Genomic DNA, 14,995 nt, shown 5'->3' on the forward strand with positions numbered 1-14,995 from the left:
AGGGCCTAACTCACCTTTCCGGCCGCCAGTTTGTAACCTTCAGTCGACGGCCGGTAAGGATTTCGAACGCTTTCTCCCGGCACGTCAGAACGATGATCTGCGGAACGCTCGTCGCGGCCGCAAGCTCGCCGCACACGGCAGCAAGCCGAACGTCATCCGAATAAGCCAAGGGATCGTCGACGACGAGCGGCACACCGCGGCCGCTCTCGGCAAGAATCTCCGCAAACGCCAGCCGCACCAGCAGCGACAGCTGCTCGCGCGTGCCGTCCGACAGCACGCTGACCGTCTCTGGCCGCTCCCCGCGGCGCAAAGCATCGATCGCAAAATCATCCCGGAACGTCAGCTCCGATACGCCGAACACCCGCTCCAAATGCCGCGCGACGCGCCGCGAAATCGGAGCGGAATAAGCAGCTTTCGCACGAGCTTCGATTTCACCGAGCGTTCGCTCGAGCAGACGAAGCGCTTCCGCTTCATGCCGCCAGCGCTGCATCTCAGCATCCGCTCGCTCGAACTCGCCCTGATGCGCGGCAAGCTCGCTCGCACGCCCCTCCTCATCAAGCGCCTGTTGCGCGCCCTTCGTATGCGCAAGCTCCTGCCGCAGACGCTCGATCTCGCTTTTGCGGCTAGCCTCCGCATTTCGCGCCGCTGCAATCTCGGCATCGAGTTTGCGGAAATCATCGTCGCTCATCGCCCGGGCGCTGAGCGCGTTGAACGTCAGACGCGCGTCCACAGCCGCCGACCTCAAGCGTTCGACGTCCATTTCGGAAACGGCGCCCACATCCGAAGCCGCGATCGACGCCGCGAGCTGCGCGATGTCGTCGGCAAGCGTATCCAGCCCACGCGGAGCAAGCCCGGAAAGCTTCGCGCGGGCGCCTGACAGCTCGACCTGCTTTTTCGCCGCCGTAGCGCTCCGCCCGCGAGCCTCCTCAATCGATGAAGCACCGATTTCAGCGAGCACTTGTGCAATCTCAGCGCCCGCGGCTTCGCTCGCCCGGCGCAGTTCTGCCCCACGCACCGCGTGCGCCGTCGAAATGCCGATCGTGCCGACGCCGGCGATGCGGATTTCCACCGGCTCGACGACTTGAAAGCTGCGGCTTTCGTTTAAGGCCTCGCCACCGACCTCGACGCGCCCGCGCCCGCCCTCTTCAAGCGCGATCTCGACGTGCGCCGCATGACCGGAAAGCTCAGCCTCGGCGAGTGCTCGCTGCCTTTCGAGTTCGCCCAGCCGGTCGATGACGCGCGCTGCGGCGAGATCGGGCGCGATCTCCGCCGTCAATGTTTCTATGCGTTGAGCGATCTCGGACGCCGCCGCGAACGCCGATTGCTTTGCCGCCAGTTCCTCCGCCGACTTATTGCGCGCGGCGAGCGCACCCGCCGCAGCGGCATGCTCCGCCTCGTGCCTCAGCATCGCTTGCCGCGCCAGATCCCGCTCGGTGCGATTGGCAACGGCAGCCGCGCGCCGAGCTTCGAGTTCGGCAACGCCCTCACCCGTCACCTGCGACTGCGCTTGCGCCTCGAGTTCGCCGAGCCGCGCGGTCATCGCCGCGATCTGATTGAGCCGCTGCTCTGCGGCCTGCGCGATTGCCCGCGTCTCATCCAGCCGGGCCTTTAACTCCTCGCGAAGCTTCACCGCGTTGTAGAGCGGCCCGTCCTTCTTCGCGGCGTTGCGCGAAGGCGTGGCGAGAAGATCGAGCGCGCGCTTCGTGCGATCCCGCACGCCCTCGAAGGTCGCGTCGAAAGCTGCCGTCTCGATCTCGCGGCTGATGACGTCGCGCAGAATGGCGCCCTCGCCGCGCGCTTTGGTTTTGCCGCTGACGTGATCGAAATCGGGGTCAGGCGGCGACAGCGTCCGCTGCTGGCGGACCCACACCAGACCGAGACTGCCAGGGAGATCGCCGCTCGCGCCGGTCAACGCAGAAAGCCGCTCTTCAGCCTCCGCATTGCGCGCGACGGCGCCGCCGGAAATCAGGTCGCTGAGCACTGCGCTGCTGCCGCGTCCGAACTGTTTGCGGATTCGCCAGCGCCCGCCCTGCGCTTCGAAATCGACCTCCACCAGCGGCTCGCCACCCGCATAAGGGCGCATGCCGTCGAGCACGCCACCGCTCACTTTGTGCCGGACGAGGAAGGCTGCCTCTAGCGCCTGGAACATCGTCGACTTGCCCATCTCGTTGGGCCCGCAGAGCAGGTTCACGCCGTCGCCGAAATCTTCGATCGCGGCTGGCTCATCAAATCGCCGGAAGGCGGCGAGGCGCACGGCGAGGATCTTCATGGCGCCTCGCTCCGGGCCTGCGCCGTAAAGCCGGCGAGACGCAGCAACGCCGTCGCGGCGGCCTCGCGTTCACCGTTCGACGGATCGGAACTCATGGCGGACAGATGCTTGGCAGCTTCAAGCAGCGGCCCGCTGAGACCGAGACTTTCGAAATCACCCGAACACGACGTAATGGTCAGCCGCTTGTCGTCGATCTCCAACACGCGCAGACGTGCACTCCAATCCTCCTGCCAGAGATCGAGGGCGGCGCGATCAGCAAGCGAGAGGTGGCCATCAAGAGACAGACGCACGAGGGTCTTCGCGAGCGTCCCTCCGGCGGGCCGCAGATCGGGCTCGATGGCGCTGAGGTCGGCAAGCGAATGGATGTTCCGCTCGAGCCGCATCCAGGTGAAATTTGCGGCCGGCACCTTTTCGACGCCCGCCAGCTGCGTGCCCTCGACCGTCACCGCGAGCGCAAATCCAGGCTCGTTGTCGGGAAACTGATCGGGCTCGGGCGTGCCCGAATACCAAGTGTCTGCCGAAATACGGGCCGCGCCGTGCCAATCACCCAGCGCCAGATATTGCAGCCCCGCCCGCTTCGCACGATCCGGAGCCATCAAAAGCGAGGCATCGTCGTCGCTGCCGAAGCCGCGAATGGACCCATGCGCCAGTCCGATCCGGGCAGCGCTGGCCGGTGTCGCGGCCGTGTCCATCCACTCGGTGATATCGCGCCCCGGATCCTTCGACGTGACCGGCGCGGGCAGCAGCACGGCGTCGGACCCGAGCGCGAGCGGCGCGGCCTGCGACAGCACCGTCACATTGGGCGGCACGCCGAGGCGCGAGACCTGATCCCACACCCCGCTCAACCGTAACGGATCGTGATTGCCCGGCAGCAGCAGCCACGCGAGATCGCTCTCTTCGGCCAGCTGCGCGAGCGCCCGCCGGATCTCACTCGTCGCGATCAACTCGGAATCGAAAATGTCCCCAGCAACCAGGATGTGCCGGGCGCCGCGCTCGCGCGCGATCTTGGCCAGCCGCTCGATAATGCCGAGCCGCGCCGCCGCCAGCTCACCCGCAAGGCCAGGCGCAAAACGGCGGAACGGCTTTGCAAGGTGCCAATCCGAAGAATGGATGAAGCGGAATGTCATGGGCCAGGGTTTCGCCGCTTCGTCCGTCAACTTCAAGGCCGTCACGTTCAGGGCATCATCCCACGGCGCCCGGGCATGTGGATAAGTTTTCTCAGAGCACCCGCGCCAGAAACACCAGCTCTCCGGCAGGCCCGGTGCGGGCAGCCTCTTCGAAGCCGTTTTGGTTGTAGAACCGGACGTTCTGCGCGCCGGCGCTGGTCACGACATGCACGCCCGCTGCCCCATGCGCCTTCGCGTCCGTTGCGAAGCGTTCGACCAATCGCCGGCCGATGCCGTTGTCGCGAAACTGCGCCGCGACGTTCATGTGCAAATGCGCGGGGAATTGCTTCGTCCGCAGACTGAAGTCTGCGTAGAACCCGATATCGGCGAAGCGCGAGTGCGCAGCCGGATCGTCGACGGCGCCCACCAGATATCCGGCGACGGCACCGTCGGGCCTCATTGCAAGATAAGCGAATTCGGGATCGTTCCGCAGATAGCGGCCGAGCCAGCGATCGCGGAAGGCCAGCCGCGAGCGCTCCGTCTCGAAGGATTTCGTGTTGCTCGATTCATAAAAGATCGCGTCGATCCCGCGCGCGATTTCGGGCGTCAGATCGACTTCGAGATACCGGCAAATGTCGGCGGTTATTGGCATTCGTCAACGTAGCACGAAAACGCGACCGAAGGCACCGCGCCTTATCCTGCCGTCTCGACCGTGGCGACGAGTTGGTGTCGAAACGCCGGCGGCAGATCCGCCGGAATCGACGAAGGCGCAGCCGGTTCGTTCGATGCGCTCTGGGCTACGGGTTCCGCGCGCACATTCGCCGGGTTCGACCCACCGTAGTTGGGACTGAAGGGCTCGGAGGGATCGTCGGGCAACGAGCGGATACGCACTGCCGGAGCCGCCTGAGCGGGCATGCCATCGGCTTCCATTTCGACGGCGGGCCCCTGCGCGACGTAAGCCGGCGGGGGCGAGCCTGCATAAGCGGCGTTGTAGGTGTTATTGTCCGTCGCACATCCGGCGAGCGCGAGAGCAGCAACCGGCGCGGCCAAAGGCACAAGCCTCGCGCGCAACGCTTCAAGCGGCCAGCGGCCGCCGGGGAACACGAACATGGAACGCCTGAGCCTACGCTACAAACACAACAGAACCTTTCAAATTGTGCGGGATTGAAACAGCCAAGGGTTAAGGCCGCGCTAACGCTCAATTAGCCGGACGGCGCGCTTCCACCACCTCGGGAAGCAGGCCCGAGGATTTGATGCCGTTGAAAACGGCCTGCACCGCAATCGCGGCGAGCAAGATTCCGAAAACGCGAATGAGCACGCGTTGCGCCGTGATGCCGAGCAAATGGTTGAGCGGGATAGCCAGCAGGAGCAGCACCAGCGTGATCACCATCACCGCGGCGAGCGTCGCCATCACGACCGCGAGGCCGAGCGGTTCGCCATGCGCATTGGCGGCGAGCAGAATGCCGGCGCTCATCGAACCTGGGCCTGCAAGCAGCGGCGTCGCGAGCGGGAAGACTGCGATGTCGTCCTTGGATTGCGCTTCCGCGCCCTCAGGCGGCGTGAGTTTGATCGCGCCTCCCGGCCGCGCGAAAATCATGTCGAGGGAAATAACGAGCAGAACGATCCCGCCGGCGACCTGCAAGGCGGCGAGCGATACCCCGAGTTCGCCCAGGATCGGATCGCCGAACAGCGTGAACACAGCGAGAATCACCGATGCAATCACCGTCGCACGGATGGCGATCGAACGGCGCAGTTCGTAGGAGATCTTCGGCGTCAGAGCTGCAAACAACACCGCCGCTTCGATCGGGCCGATGGTCACGAAAAACGTCAGGAAGCTTTTGAGCGCCATCTCCGTCATGCGTCGTGCACCTTTGAAGTCAGCTCAGAGGAACCCCGCCGTCTGCAGCGAGGGAGCGCATTGCCAGAACGCGAATGCAAGCACTCGATTTATGCGGCTGCTAACAATTGCTTTCGGCGAATATTCGATATGGACACGGAACGAATCTCGCTGGATCATCGTCGTTAAGGGAGCGCGCCCAATCACCTAGTTGAAAGGAGATTGCTACGTGACCGCACGCGAAATGTCTTACGACCACGGCTTCAAAGCTCAGCTTGCCGGCTTTAGCTTGACGACCGCAGAGATCCTTTATCGTCTGCCCGATCATCCCTCGCTTCTCCAAAGCTACATCTGGCAAGAATACGATTCAGCGCCTCGCTTTCCGAAGCTGAAGTCCTTCCTCGATTTCTGGACCGCCAAGCTCGAAGGCAAGCTCTACAAAGTGACCGTGACGCATTCGAAACTCATTCGCCCAGCGGAGCTGAGGCTTGTGGGAGCCGAACTGAAGGTACATTAGCAGCGATTTTCAGCACGGGGATAAGTGCGGTTTCGCTTTTCTGAGCGCGCCAAACGGCTTTGACGATCAGGGAGGGCTTTACGAATTTGTAAGTACCGCCTGCGCCGGAATTGCCATTAGTCTATGGAACCCTTGGGGTAGCCTAGGGCCCCTAAAACTCGCAGGCAGCGCACCAGCGCTGCCTTTTTTATGTGTCGCCATTTCCCTCATTTGACGGTCTTTTCGGGGATCGTCACGACAATCGCCGTGCCCGGCGTACGGTCTTCAACCTCCAGTTTGCTGCCGAGCTGGGCGGCGAGCATGCCCATCAGGCGGTTGCCGATACCGTCACCCCCGGGCCGCGCCGCGCCGCCTTCACCGCTGACCTTTTTCCTCCCCACGCCGTCATCCGCGACGACGAGCTTGTAGACCTCGCCCACTTTCTGGAAATGAACGAGGATGGTCCCCTGCTTCTGATCGGGGAACGCATGCTTGGCGGCGTTGGTGACGGACTCGTTGATGATCAGTCCAAGCGGCACTGCTTTTTCGAGGCTGATCGAATGGCTCTCCGCACGGCATTCGAGCGCGATGGGCCGCATCGCGAGACGCGACAGCCGTAAGTCGGCGCACAGCTCCTCGATGTACGATTTGGTATCGACGAACACGTGTTCGTCGCGCAGCTCCAGGCGCCGGTGAACGCGCGCGATCGTCTGCACGCGCTCGGCAGCCGAAGCCAACGCTTCCCGCGCCTCCGCGTTCGCTGAACGCGATTGCAAATTCAAAAGCGTCACGACATTGGCGAAATCGTTCCGCGTGCGGTGCGACAGCTCGTTGAGGAGCACGTCCCGGTCCCGCACCGCCTCGCTCACGCGCTCATGCTCGACGGCGAGCGACACGAGACCACGATGCAGCGCTTCGACCACCGAGGAAATCGCAAATCCGATCAGCACGAAAAGGCCAAGCGCCACTTGATCGGAGCGGTTGAAGCTCTCGATCCAGTAGCGCGGCTCCAGGAAGAAGTACGAGACCGCCAACGCGCTCAAGACAGTGGCGAAGAAACCATTGCCGCGATCGAGGAACGAGCCGGCAATGAAAATAATCGGAAAAAACGCCAGGAACGGATAGCGATGCGCCGCTTCCGGAGCCCAATTGTGCTGGATCCAGACGACGCCAGACACCAGCGCGACGGTCACAAGATAGCGCAGCCCGACCGGGATTGTCCGCGAGGCAGCAGCGGCTCGGTGAACTATGGAGATCCACCTTTGCATGACGGAGAAACGCAACTGCGCCCGCTTCGTTCAAAATGTGCCGCTCGCAGCGGTCCGGTGCGCTCGGCAACCTCTCTGCTAGCACTGAATAGCTTAAATTTGCTTTGCGGGGATAATTCCGATAGGGTGCGAATGTTCGGCAGTTCTGTCGCCTCGCCTTGATCCGCGCGAGGCATGGCCAAGCATCTTGCAGCATCAAATACCGCTGCGACACCGATCAATGACGCACGACGGGCGGCCGTTCCTCGAAGGGACCGGCTGTGCATCGGCATAGGCGGAACGCGGCGGCAGCAAGGAACGCCCTTTCGGACAGCTGACAGAGCCGTCCCGAAATACTGGACAGAGCGAACGGCCAATTTTTCACGCGGTGTGCATCTCGCTTTGCAGGTGCTTGAAAGCACCCATCAACCCGGCGAGGACTGAAACGATGTATAGCAGCGCAACCCACATGCATGCCGCACGCGGCACCAAGCACACGTGCGGAAACGACGATTGCGGCGAGAGATTCTACGATCTGAACCGCTCGCCGACGGACTGCCCCTATTGCGGTGAGACCTTCGACCCGGCCGCAGTCACCGCGCGCCACACATTCGTTATGGAAGCCGGCAAGCGCACGCGCGGCAAGGATTATAAGCTGACGCAGGGCCCCGCTGAGCAAGACGAAGCAGCCGAAGCCGGTATCGACGTCGAGGACGTGGCCGACGACGCAGACGCCGCCGATATCCTCATCGAAGAGGACGAGACCGAGCCCAGCACCGACGACGTCATCGACGCGCCGGTCAACAGCGACGAAGCATAAGCACGCATTCGCAGCGCAACCGGCGCTCCGTTTTTTCAGGCGGAGCTGCCGGTGCGCGCGAATAATCCCGGCAATCCCAAGACGAAAGCGCGCGCCGCCGAAAAACAGCGTGGCAATTGCCACCTTCTCTCGGCATAAGGGCATTCGAGAAACAGAGCCTCCATCCAGCCGATTTTTTCCCGCAGGATGGATGCAATGTAGAATGCCCACGGAGGGGGAATGTATCGCTGGTTTTTTGTGATTTTTGCGGGCCTGGTCTCGCAGGCTAACGCCGCGTCGATCGACCAGACTCTCCTCAAGCTCGATCCGGAGGAGCGCGCGCATCAGGTATGCATCCTGAAGGGCATCGACGATCTCAACCGTTCGAAAAAGCTGAAGCGCGTCGACCGGCTGAAAACGAGCATCCTCTCGCGCGCGACGTTCGACGGCACCACCGTTGTCGCCAAGGGCGGCGCCGCACGCGCCAAGGATCGCTGGTATCAGGTGAAGTTCACCTGCGCCGTCACCAAGGACCAGATGAAGGCGACGTCGTTCGAGTTCGAAATCGGCCCCGAGATTCCCGAAAGCGAATGGGAAGATTTGGGACTGTGGAAATAACGCGCGTCTTGCGACAGCGCCTCGCGGAATAACGCCGTGACGATCACGATCTATCACAACCCGGCCTGCGGAACCTCGCGCAACACGCTCGCGATCATTCGCCAAAGCGGCGAGGAACCGCGCGTCGTCGAGTACCTCAAAACGCCCCCCACGCGCAGCGAACTCGAAACGCTCATCCGCGACATGGGGCTGACCCCGCGCGAACTCCTGCGCAAGAAGGGCACGCCCTACGCCGAGCTCGGCCTCGACGATACGAAATGGACCGACGCCGAGCTGATCGGCTTCATGTTGCAGCACCCGATCCTCATCAACCGCCCCATCGTCGTAACGCCGCTCGGCACGCGGCTGTGCCGCCCGTCCGAGACCGTGCTCGACATTCTGCCCAACGCGAACATCGGCGACTTCACCAAGGAAGACGGCGAAGTCGTCAAAGCGCCGAAGGTGAAATAATGTCCGCCGGGAAATCCGATCTCGCGTGCGACTTGCCGAACATCGCGGCAGCAGCGTTCGAACGCCCCGATCAGGCCAAGCTCGAACAGCCATCGCTCTCCACGCACAAGCCGCGCATCCTGCTGCTCTACGGTTCACTGCGCGACCGCTCCTACAGCCGCTTTCTCGCGCTCGAAGCGCAACGCCTGCTCGAAGCCTTCGGCGCCGAAACACAGATCTTCGACCCGCGCGACCTGCCGCTGCCCGACGGCGCACCCGCGACGCATCCGAAAGTCCACGAGCTTCGCCAACTCGCGCTCTGGTCCGAGGGCCAGGTCTGGTGCTCGCCCGAACGCCACGGCGCCATGAGCGGCATCATGAAGGCCCAGATCGACTGGATACCGCTCGCAGACGGCGCGGTGCGGCCGACGCAGGGGAAAACGCTGGCCGTCATGCAGGTCTCCGGCGGCTCGCAGTCGTTCAATGCGGTGAACCAGATGCGCGTGCTCGGCCGCTGGATGCGCATGTTCACGATCCCGAACCAGTCCTCCGTGGCGAAGGCGTTCCAGGAGTTCGACGAAGCCGGACGCATGAAGCCCTCCGCCTACTACGACCGCGTCGTCGACGTGACCGAGGAACTCGTGAAGTTCACGCTGCTCCTGCGCGGCCGCGCGGACTACCTCGTCGACCGCTACAGCGAGCGCAAGGAAACCGCCGAGGAACTCTCCAAGCGCGTCAACCAGCGATCCATTTAGACGCTCGCACCCCCTCCACGATCACGAACGACGCAACCGCAAACGCAATCGGCGGCCGGCGCGATACGGCAAGCGCAATCGGCGGCCGGCTCCCCGAAGGGGAGTCGCCGATTGCCAACAAACAAGGTCCGGGACGGCGGGGCCTCGCTCTCAAAACTATGTGCTTCGGATGCAGCCATCGCCGCCCCGTGCAGTGCCAAGTCTTGTTCATGCACCCAGCGGCGGCCGAACCGGCATTCCGGGGCACTCGCAACCTGAAAGGAAGCGGACTTCCTTTCGAGCCGTTGAGCCCACCATCCTCCCGTGCATCCCGAGTTCGGAGCGAGAGTTGAACTACGACGCCTCCTAAGAGGCCCGATCGCGGCCGGCAGGACATCTCCAGAACGCGCCGATCTCGCTGGCGGCCCGGCATGCTCCCCTCCGCACGCACACCTCGATGCTTGGGTGCGCGCCCTTGCAAGCGCGGCGGGATGCGAGGGAGTATGGGGTACGCGGAAAGAGCGGGGATAAGTTTTTTGAGCCCGTCATCCTGGCGAAGACCGGGATCTGTCCAGACCAGATATTTGCGATGAAATCCATCTTGGACGGATCCCCGCCTGCGCGGGGATGACGTTGCTGAAATTGCAGATGGCTGCTCCCAAAGTTCTCGTCGTCCCAGAGAAGGCAGTACACCGCAGATGCGGGACGCCTAACGTCATCCTCGACCGAACGCGGCGACTGCGCTGGCGGCCGGCTCGCGGAACGCGAGCACTCCCCCTTCGTCATCCTCGACCGAGCGCGGGGAAACCGCGTCGAAGGTCGGGGATCCAGCGTGAGACTCGTCGCAGACGCAATATCGAGCCTCCGGCGCTTCTAACGCTGGATCCCCGAATGCGCCTCGCTGCGCTCACGCCTTCGAGGATGACGAAGGAAGGTTGAGCGGAGAGCTGACGACTCGGCATGCCCAATCCAACGCAAACCCCGATGCGCGTGGAAAATACACACGTTTTCGCCCATCAATGTTGCGGTGGCTTGCAGCAATCTTACCGCTTCAGAAAACCTGCAAATATTGCGTGCTTCCGCAGCGTCGCTCGTACTGCTTCTGAAATGCTGGATGGGCGCGTATTCTCCGGTGCAAACGCCTTAATCTCAACAATTACCTCTGACCGTAGACCGCCGCCGCGATCAACCAATACGTCCGCACGCAAACTTCCATTGGGACTTTTTAGCTTCGCTTCATAATGCGATTTAAGACCCAGAGCTGTAAGTGCCTGGGCAATACTTTTACCTATCCCGGTAGGATCCTGCGTTACAGTCTCGTACCACTCTCGCGCTTCGACAGCGCGTTTGGAGTCACGCTCGCGTAGCGGAGCGTAAGACTCGGGATTCCAGGCGCCGGACAAAATAGTGTAGAAGTGGGTTTTTCCAAACCGATCCAACACCGTGCGAGGTATCTCCTTGGTGTCAGTCGGGCGATAGATTATACGCAGGTCCGCAGCCGCGATCGGTATAAGCCGCACATCGAAGTAAAGACGTGCCCGATTCAATTCCCGCAGCTCACTGGATTTTTGCTCATCACCATTTAGACTTTGAAACCACGCGGACCAATTAAGTTTGTACCCCTGTCGACTATCTGTAAATTGCTGGATCCGAGAAATGCGAGTTGAATCGGTGACAGGCCATAGCATTACCACTTGATATTTCGACATGTCCTGAAGTGCGGGTTGTTTGTCTGTAAGGCGACGCCCTGTCTCTTCTATCGCATCTCCGAGGGTCTTCGCCTGCTTGCTTAAAGCAGCTAGGTCAGGCGCGAGAAGTTGGTAGTCAGCTAAAACCTGCCCCTTGTTGTGGAAGGAAAACGTCTCCTCAATAATAGCAGGCCATTCAGAAAGCGGGGGGCCCTCAATCTCGAAATTGGGCGCTGCTAGAATACGGTTGTTTCTCGACGTTGCATTCACTAGATCGGCTTGAAAACTTCGATCCGTGGTTAGCCAAACGAATAGTACCGGATTGTCCCTGAGCTTACCCCGATCGAGTAGGGCGAGACTTTCTACGAACTCTTTTGGGATCCTGCTTTGGTGAGCAGCTACTTCCTCATACTGGTCGATGACTGCAATAAGTGGCGACCCTGAATATTGCAGCGTGCTGTCCTGGATCTCGTCAATCAACCGGTCGCGCGATTCTATAGAGTCTCGAGAAAGAGCAAAGACTTTAACCTCGGGTAGGTGCGTACCCAATTCAAAGGTAGCGGACGACTTACCGCTTCCGCTCTTCCCATAGATCGGCAAAAAGCGAATCCCGCCACTGACCGACATAGATCGGAAAGCGCGCTGTACCTGTTCCAGTAGGCTCTGATTGGGACGGAGGTCGCCCTTAAAGGCAACATCGAGATCTTCATATCGGGAAGGAAGACGAATGGCCACTGATGTATTCCGAAGCAAATCGCATATGGATACCCAATGACACGTCTTTACGCTGCGATTTCATTTAATACAATGTCGTCATCGATGTTACGTGTAGGAACAATGCCCCCCATCCGCCCCATCCCCCCTCACCCTCACGCACATCCGCAGGCACGACGTCCCGAACTCGCACCCGTGCGGACAACCCCGCAATCCATCGCCAAAGCAAGCCGAACCATGCTTGTGTCCACGCATAGTCTTGGGCTTTAGTTTGGACGTGCGCTCCATCCAGCAATGATGGCCAGCACTGAAGGCGATCACATCGCGATGCTCGCGCAGCATTCGGCGTTGAGGGGCTCCCGCGTATCCTGAGCGTGCACGAAAACAAACACCACGGAGAGCCCTTGAATGGCGTGCCTGTCACTGGTCGAAGACAATGGAACCGGCACGCGGACGGTCCCGGAGCAGCTGATCGGCTGCTGGAAGAGGCACAGCATCGCCTTGCAAGACGGAACGGTGGACCTCACCACGCGCGTCATCTGGCTGCAGACGGCCTCCGGCGTCGCCGACATGCGCATCTCAGTGGAACGTCCGGATCTCAGCCATCGCACAGGGCTCGCGGAATGCAGCCGCGATGAGCTGCTCGCCTTGGCCGGGCAGGACTGCTTCTGCATGACGACGCTGTTCGATCCCACGACGACGCCGTACCCGACCGCCATTTGGCCGATCTCGCTCGATCTCTTTCGCTTCCAGCCCGTCGTGAGCTTTCCCGAGCCCGGCTGGCTCGAGTGGAGAGACAACGGCAGCCTGATGATCGAATACGCACCGAGCGGCGCGTATGTAGAGGATTGGCGTCTGCTCGAGACGAACCCCGCGTTCGCGATCCATCTCATGCGGACCGTGGATGGTGTCACCGAATGCCTCTACGTAACCGGCAACCACGCGGTGCGCGCCCGCAACCGCAAGCACCCGATTGCGCAGAAGCTGCCGCTTGTCGAGGTAGTGCGCGGACTGGGCGACGATCTCGAGACCATTCGCGAGATGCTCGATTGCGAGTTCTCGTACGCGGTGCGCCATGGCGGGTCCGGCGCGTACACCATCGGGCTTTCGACGTTTCCATGGCTGGAAGGGCAAAGCCTGGACCTCGCCTGGATCTCAGCCATCGCCCCGGGCCAAGCCACCGCGCGCGATTCCGAGAGCCAAGTCTGGAACGTCGAAACCCTCTGGCGGCGAGGTTGATAGCGCGCTCGCGCCCTCACCCCATCCGCCACCAGACGCCGCCGCTCCACACGCCGACCTCGTCGCCGTCGATGTCGCGCGGCTCGGCAAGCTCGACAAGCTCCGCGTAGACCGCACGCGTGCAGAGCGCTTCCAGTCGTCCGCGCACGCGCACGTAAGGCTTCAACCCGCCGTCGGGCTCGGACGCCGCAAAGCGCAGGGGATGCTCCGCGTCGATCGTCACGACGTCGTCGACGTTCGTGCGCAGCGTGATCGTCCGTTCGCGGCCCTCGCCCGTCGCCGCCATCTCGACGGCGAGGAACGGCGCGTCCTCCACCGCGACGTCCACCTTCTCGGCCGGCGTCACGAGATAGGTGCGCCCGTCGTCGTCCTTTCGCAGGATCGATGCGAAGAGCTTGACAAGCGCCATGCGCCCGATCGGGCTGCCCTGATAGATCCACGTGCCGTCGCGGCGGATCGCCATTCCGATGTCGCCGCAGTACGGCGGGTTCCACTTGTCCACAGGCCTGGCGCCTGACGGCCCGCCTTCGGACGCCGCCCGCATCAGGGCTTCGAGACCGGAGGCGTGCGCGCGCGGATGTGCGTCAGTTTTGCTGTCAAGCTGCACAAGTGCTGGTTTTTCATCCGCCATTTACAATCGCTCCCAAAGGGAGCCTCAAAGACTGCAATATCCTAACGTAACGTTCACTTGACCCTATGAGGGCCGGGCGGGATCGTCTAGGTTCACTCCATTGCCGGGAACACCGCTGCTCGGCCATTGTTTTCAATGGCGTTTCCGCAAACAAGAATGACAAGAAGCTGCTGCGCGAGGCCTCCTTTATGAGCACTGTCGTCGAAACCCACACCGATATCGTGCCGCGGCTCGAAGCCGCCGCCGAACGCGTGCAGCGCGCGCATAAGGCCGCCGCGAGCGTCATCTTCGGGCAGGATCAGGTGATCGAGCGCACGCTCATCACCATTCTCTCGGGCGGGCACGCGCTGCTCATCGGCGTGCCGGGTCTGGCGAAAACGCTGCTCGTCGAAACACTGGGCAAGGTGCTGGGGCTCGACGCCAAGCGTATTCAGTTCACGCCGGACTTGATGCCCTCCGACATTATTGGCTCGGAAGTCTTGGAGGACGAGCCGGGCCGCGGCCGCTCGTTCCGCTTCATCAAGGGTCCGATCTTCACGCAGCTCCTGATGGCCGACGAAATCAACCGCGCCTCGCCCAAGACGCAGTCGGCGCTGCTGCAGGCGATGCAGGAGCATCACGTGACGGTTGCGGGCCAGCGCCACGATACGCCCTCGCCCTTCCACGTGCTGGCGACGCAGAACCCTCTGGAGCAGGAAGGGACGTATCCGCTGCCTGAAGCCCAGCTCGACCGCTTCCTCTTGCAGATCGACGTCAGCTATCCCGATCTCGTCGCCGAGCGCCGTATGCTGTACGCGACGACCGGCACCGAGACGCCGAAGCTCGAAGCCGTGATCTCCGCGCAGGAATTGATGGCGACGCAGCGCCTCGTGCGCCAGATCCCCGTGCCCGACAAGGTCGTCGAAGCCATCCTGAAGCTCGTGCGCTCCGCGCGTCCCGGCACCGGCGAGAATGCCGACACCGACCGCTTCGTCGCCTGGGGTCCAGGCCCGCGCGCCAGCCAAGCGCTGATGCTGGCCGTGCGCGCCAAAGCCCTGATCGACGGACGCCTCGCACCCTCGGTCGATGACGTCGTGGCGCTCGCCGAACCGATCCTCAAGCACCGTATGGCGTTGACGTTCGCAGCCCGCGCCGAAGGCGAAGATCTCACGCACATCATCGCGCGCCTCGCCGCGGCCGTGGAATAAG

The 14,995-nt window shown here is 62.4% G+C and carries 15 protein-coding genes; 7 read left to right on the forward strand and 8 right to left on the reverse strand.

Going from position 1 to position 14,995, the window contains the following annotated elements; translation table 11 throughout:
• Window positions 1–10: 10 nt before the first annotated feature.
• The 5 genes from VFG26_RS11610 to VFG26_RS11630 form a co-directional block, all read right to left on the reverse strand.
• Window positions 11–2,269, reverse strand: a complete 2,259-nt coding sequence (locus VFG26_RS11610) for an AAA family ATPase (protein WP_325025419.1) — start codon at window positions 2,267–2,269, stop codon at window positions 11–13.
• Entirely contained in the window at window positions 2,266–3,441 is a 1,176-nt protein-coding gene (locus VFG26_RS11615) for a DNA repair exonuclease (RefSeq protein ID WP_325025421.1), read from the reverse strand. The genes VFG26_RS11610 and VFG26_RS11615 overlap by 4 nt, the downstream gene beginning before the upstream one ends.
• A gap of 46 nt (window positions 3,442–3,487) precedes the next feature.
• Window positions 3,488–4,027: a GNAT family N-acetyltransferase gene (locus VFG26_RS11620; protein ID WP_325025423.1), complete on the reverse strand. Its 540-nt coding sequence runs from the start codon at window positions 4,025–4,027 to the stop codon at window positions 3,488–3,490.
• Window positions 4,028–4,068: 41 nt separating this feature from the next.
• Window positions 4,069–4,485 carry an adhesin gene (locus VFG26_RS11625; protein ID WP_325025425.1) on the reverse strand — a complete coding sequence of 139 codons (417 nt, stop codon included), beginning with the start codon at window positions 4,483–4,485 and terminating at the stop codon, window positions 4,069–4,071.
• An 88-nt stretch (window positions 4,486–4,573) separates the two neighbouring features.
• Window positions 4,574–5,233: a MarC family protein gene (locus VFG26_RS11630; protein WP_325025426.1), complete on the reverse strand. Its 660-nt coding sequence runs from the start codon at window positions 5,231–5,233 to the stop codon at window positions 4,574–4,576.
• Between the two features lie 223 nt (window positions 5,234–5,456).
• Between VFG26_RS11630 and VFG26_RS11635 the strand changes: the two genes are divergently transcribed.
• On the forward strand, window positions 5,457–5,729 hold the full coding sequence (locus tag VFG26_RS11635; protein WP_325026096.1) for an usg protein: 273 nt from the start codon (window positions 5,457–5,459) through the stop codon (window positions 5,727–5,729).
• 206 nt (window positions 5,730–5,935) lie between these two features.
• On the opposite strand, the gene VFG26_RS11640 is transcribed toward VFG26_RS11635, so the two are convergent.
• Window positions 5,936–6,901: a sensor histidine kinase gene (locus tag VFG26_RS11640; RefSeq protein ID WP_325025428.1), complete on the reverse strand. Its 966-nt coding sequence runs from the start codon at window positions 6,899–6,901 to the stop codon at window positions 5,936–5,938.
• 502 nt (window positions 6,902–7,403) lie between these two features.
• On the opposite strand from VFG26_RS11640, the gene VFG26_RS11645 reads away from it, so the two are divergent.
• The 4 genes from VFG26_RS11645 to arsH all read left to right on the forward strand — a co-directional run bounded on the left by VFG26_RS11645 (window position 7,404) and on the right by arsH (window position 9,556).
• Window positions 7,404–7,775 carry a TIGR02300 family protein gene (locus VFG26_RS11645; RefSeq protein ID WP_325025430.1) on the forward strand — a complete coding sequence of 124 codons (372 nt, stop codon included), beginning with the start codon at window positions 7,404–7,406 and terminating at the stop codon, window positions 7,773–7,775.
• Window positions 7,776–7,994: 219 nt separating this feature from the next.
• Window positions 7,995–8,372, forward strand: coding sequence for a DUF930 domain-containing protein (locus VFG26_RS11650; RefSeq protein ID WP_325025432.1), 378 nt, complete (start codon window positions 7,995–7,997; stop codon window positions 8,370–8,372).
• 36 nt (window positions 8,373–8,408) lie between these two features.
• Entirely contained in the window at window positions 8,409–8,822 is a 414-nt protein-coding gene (gene arsC, locus VFG26_RS11655; RefSeq protein ID WP_325025434.1) for an arsenate reductase (glutaredoxin), read from the forward strand.
• Window positions 8,822–9,556 (forward strand): arsenical resistance protein ArsH, encoded by a 735-nt coding sequence (gene arsH / locus VFG26_RS11660; RefSeq protein ID WP_325025436.1) that lies wholly within the window; start codon window positions 8,822–8,824, stop codon window positions 9,554–9,556. Before arsC ends, arsH begins: the two co-directional genes overlap by 1 nt.
• A gap of 1,022 nt (window positions 9,557–10,578) precedes the next feature.
• Here the strand turns inward: arsH and VFG26_RS11665 are convergent.
• On the reverse strand, window positions 10,579–11,958 hold the full coding sequence (locus VFG26_RS11665; protein ID WP_325025438.1) for a hypothetical protein: 1,380 nt from the start codon (window positions 11,956–11,958) through the stop codon (window positions 10,579–10,581).
• Between the two features lie 387 nt (window positions 11,959–12,345).
• Between VFG26_RS11665 and VFG26_RS11670 the strand changes: the two genes are divergently transcribed.
• The gene (locus VFG26_RS11670) at window positions 12,346–13,176 is read left to right on the forward strand and encodes a hypothetical protein (RefSeq protein WP_325025440.1); all 831 of its coding nucleotides are present in this window, start codon (window positions 12,346–12,348) and stop codon (window positions 13,174–13,176) included.
• Window positions 13,177–13,192: 16 nt separating this feature from the next.
• Here VFG26_RS11670 and VFG26_RS11675 read toward each other — a convergent pair whose 3' ends face one another.
• Window positions 13,193–13,807, reverse strand: a complete 615-nt coding sequence (locus tag VFG26_RS11675; RefSeq protein WP_414653286.1) for a DUF1285 domain-containing protein — start codon at window positions 13,805–13,807, stop codon at window positions 13,193–13,195.
• 188 nt (window positions 13,808–13,995) lie between these two features.
• Between VFG26_RS11675 and VFG26_RS11680 the strand changes: the two genes are divergently transcribed.
• Window positions 13,996–14,994, forward strand: coding sequence for a MoxR family ATPase (locus VFG26_RS11680; RefSeq protein ID WP_325025442.1), 999 nt, complete (start codon window positions 13,996–13,998; stop codon window positions 14,992–14,994).
• Window position 14,995: the final 1 nt, after the last annotated feature.

This window comes from Hyphomicrobium sp. (assembly GCF_035687085.1).
GTDB lineage: Bacteria > Pseudomonadota > Alphaproteobacteria > Rhizobiales > Hyphomicrobiaceae > Hyphomicrobium_B.

Bases quoted from the DNA above. Each gene is read 5' to 3' on its own strand.
- VFG26_RS11620 (WP_325025423.1), bottom strand. From the start codon at position 4,027: ATGCCAATAACCGCCGACATTTGCCGGTATCTCGAAGTCGATCTGACG.
- VFG26_RS11625 (WP_325025425.1), bottom strand. From the start codon at position 4,485: ATGTTCGTGTTCCCCGGCGGCCGCTGGCCGCTTGAAGCGTTGCGCGCG.
- VFG26_RS11645 (WP_325025430.1), top strand. From the start codon at position 7,404: ATGTATAGCAGCGCAACCCACATGCATGCCGCACGCGGCACCAAGCAC.
- VFG26_RS11670 (WP_325025440.1), top strand. From the start codon at position 12,346: ATGGCGTGCCTGTCACTGGTCGAAGACAATGGAACCGGCACGCGGACG.
- VFG26_RS11675 (WP_414653286.1), bottom strand. From the start codon at position 13,807: ATGGCGGATGAAAAACCAGCACTTGTGCAGCTTGACAGCAAAACTGAC.
- VFG26_RS11610 (WP_325025419.1), bottom strand. From the start codon at position 2,269: ATGAAGATCCTCGCCGTGCGCCTCGCCGCCTTCCGGCGATTTGATGAG.
- VFG26_RS11635 (WP_325026096.1), top strand. From the start codon at position 5,457: ATGTCTTACGACCACGGCTTCAAAGCTCAGCTTGCCGGCTTTAGCTTG.
- VFG26_RS11650 (WP_325025432.1), top strand. From the start codon at position 7,995: ATGTATCGCTGGTTTTTTGTGATTTTTGCGGGCCTGGTCTCGCAGGCT.
- arsH (WP_325025436.1), top strand. From the start codon at position 8,822: ATGTCCGCCGGGAAATCCGATCTCGCGTGCGACTTGCCGAACATCGCG.
- VFG26_RS11680 (WP_325025442.1), top strand. From the start codon at position 13,996: ATGAGCACTGTCGTCGAAACCCACACCGATATCGTGCCGCGGCTCGAA.
- VFG26_RS11630 (WP_325025426.1), bottom strand. From the start codon at position 5,233: ATGACGGAGATGGCGCTCAAAAGCTTCCTGACGTTTTTCGTGACCATC.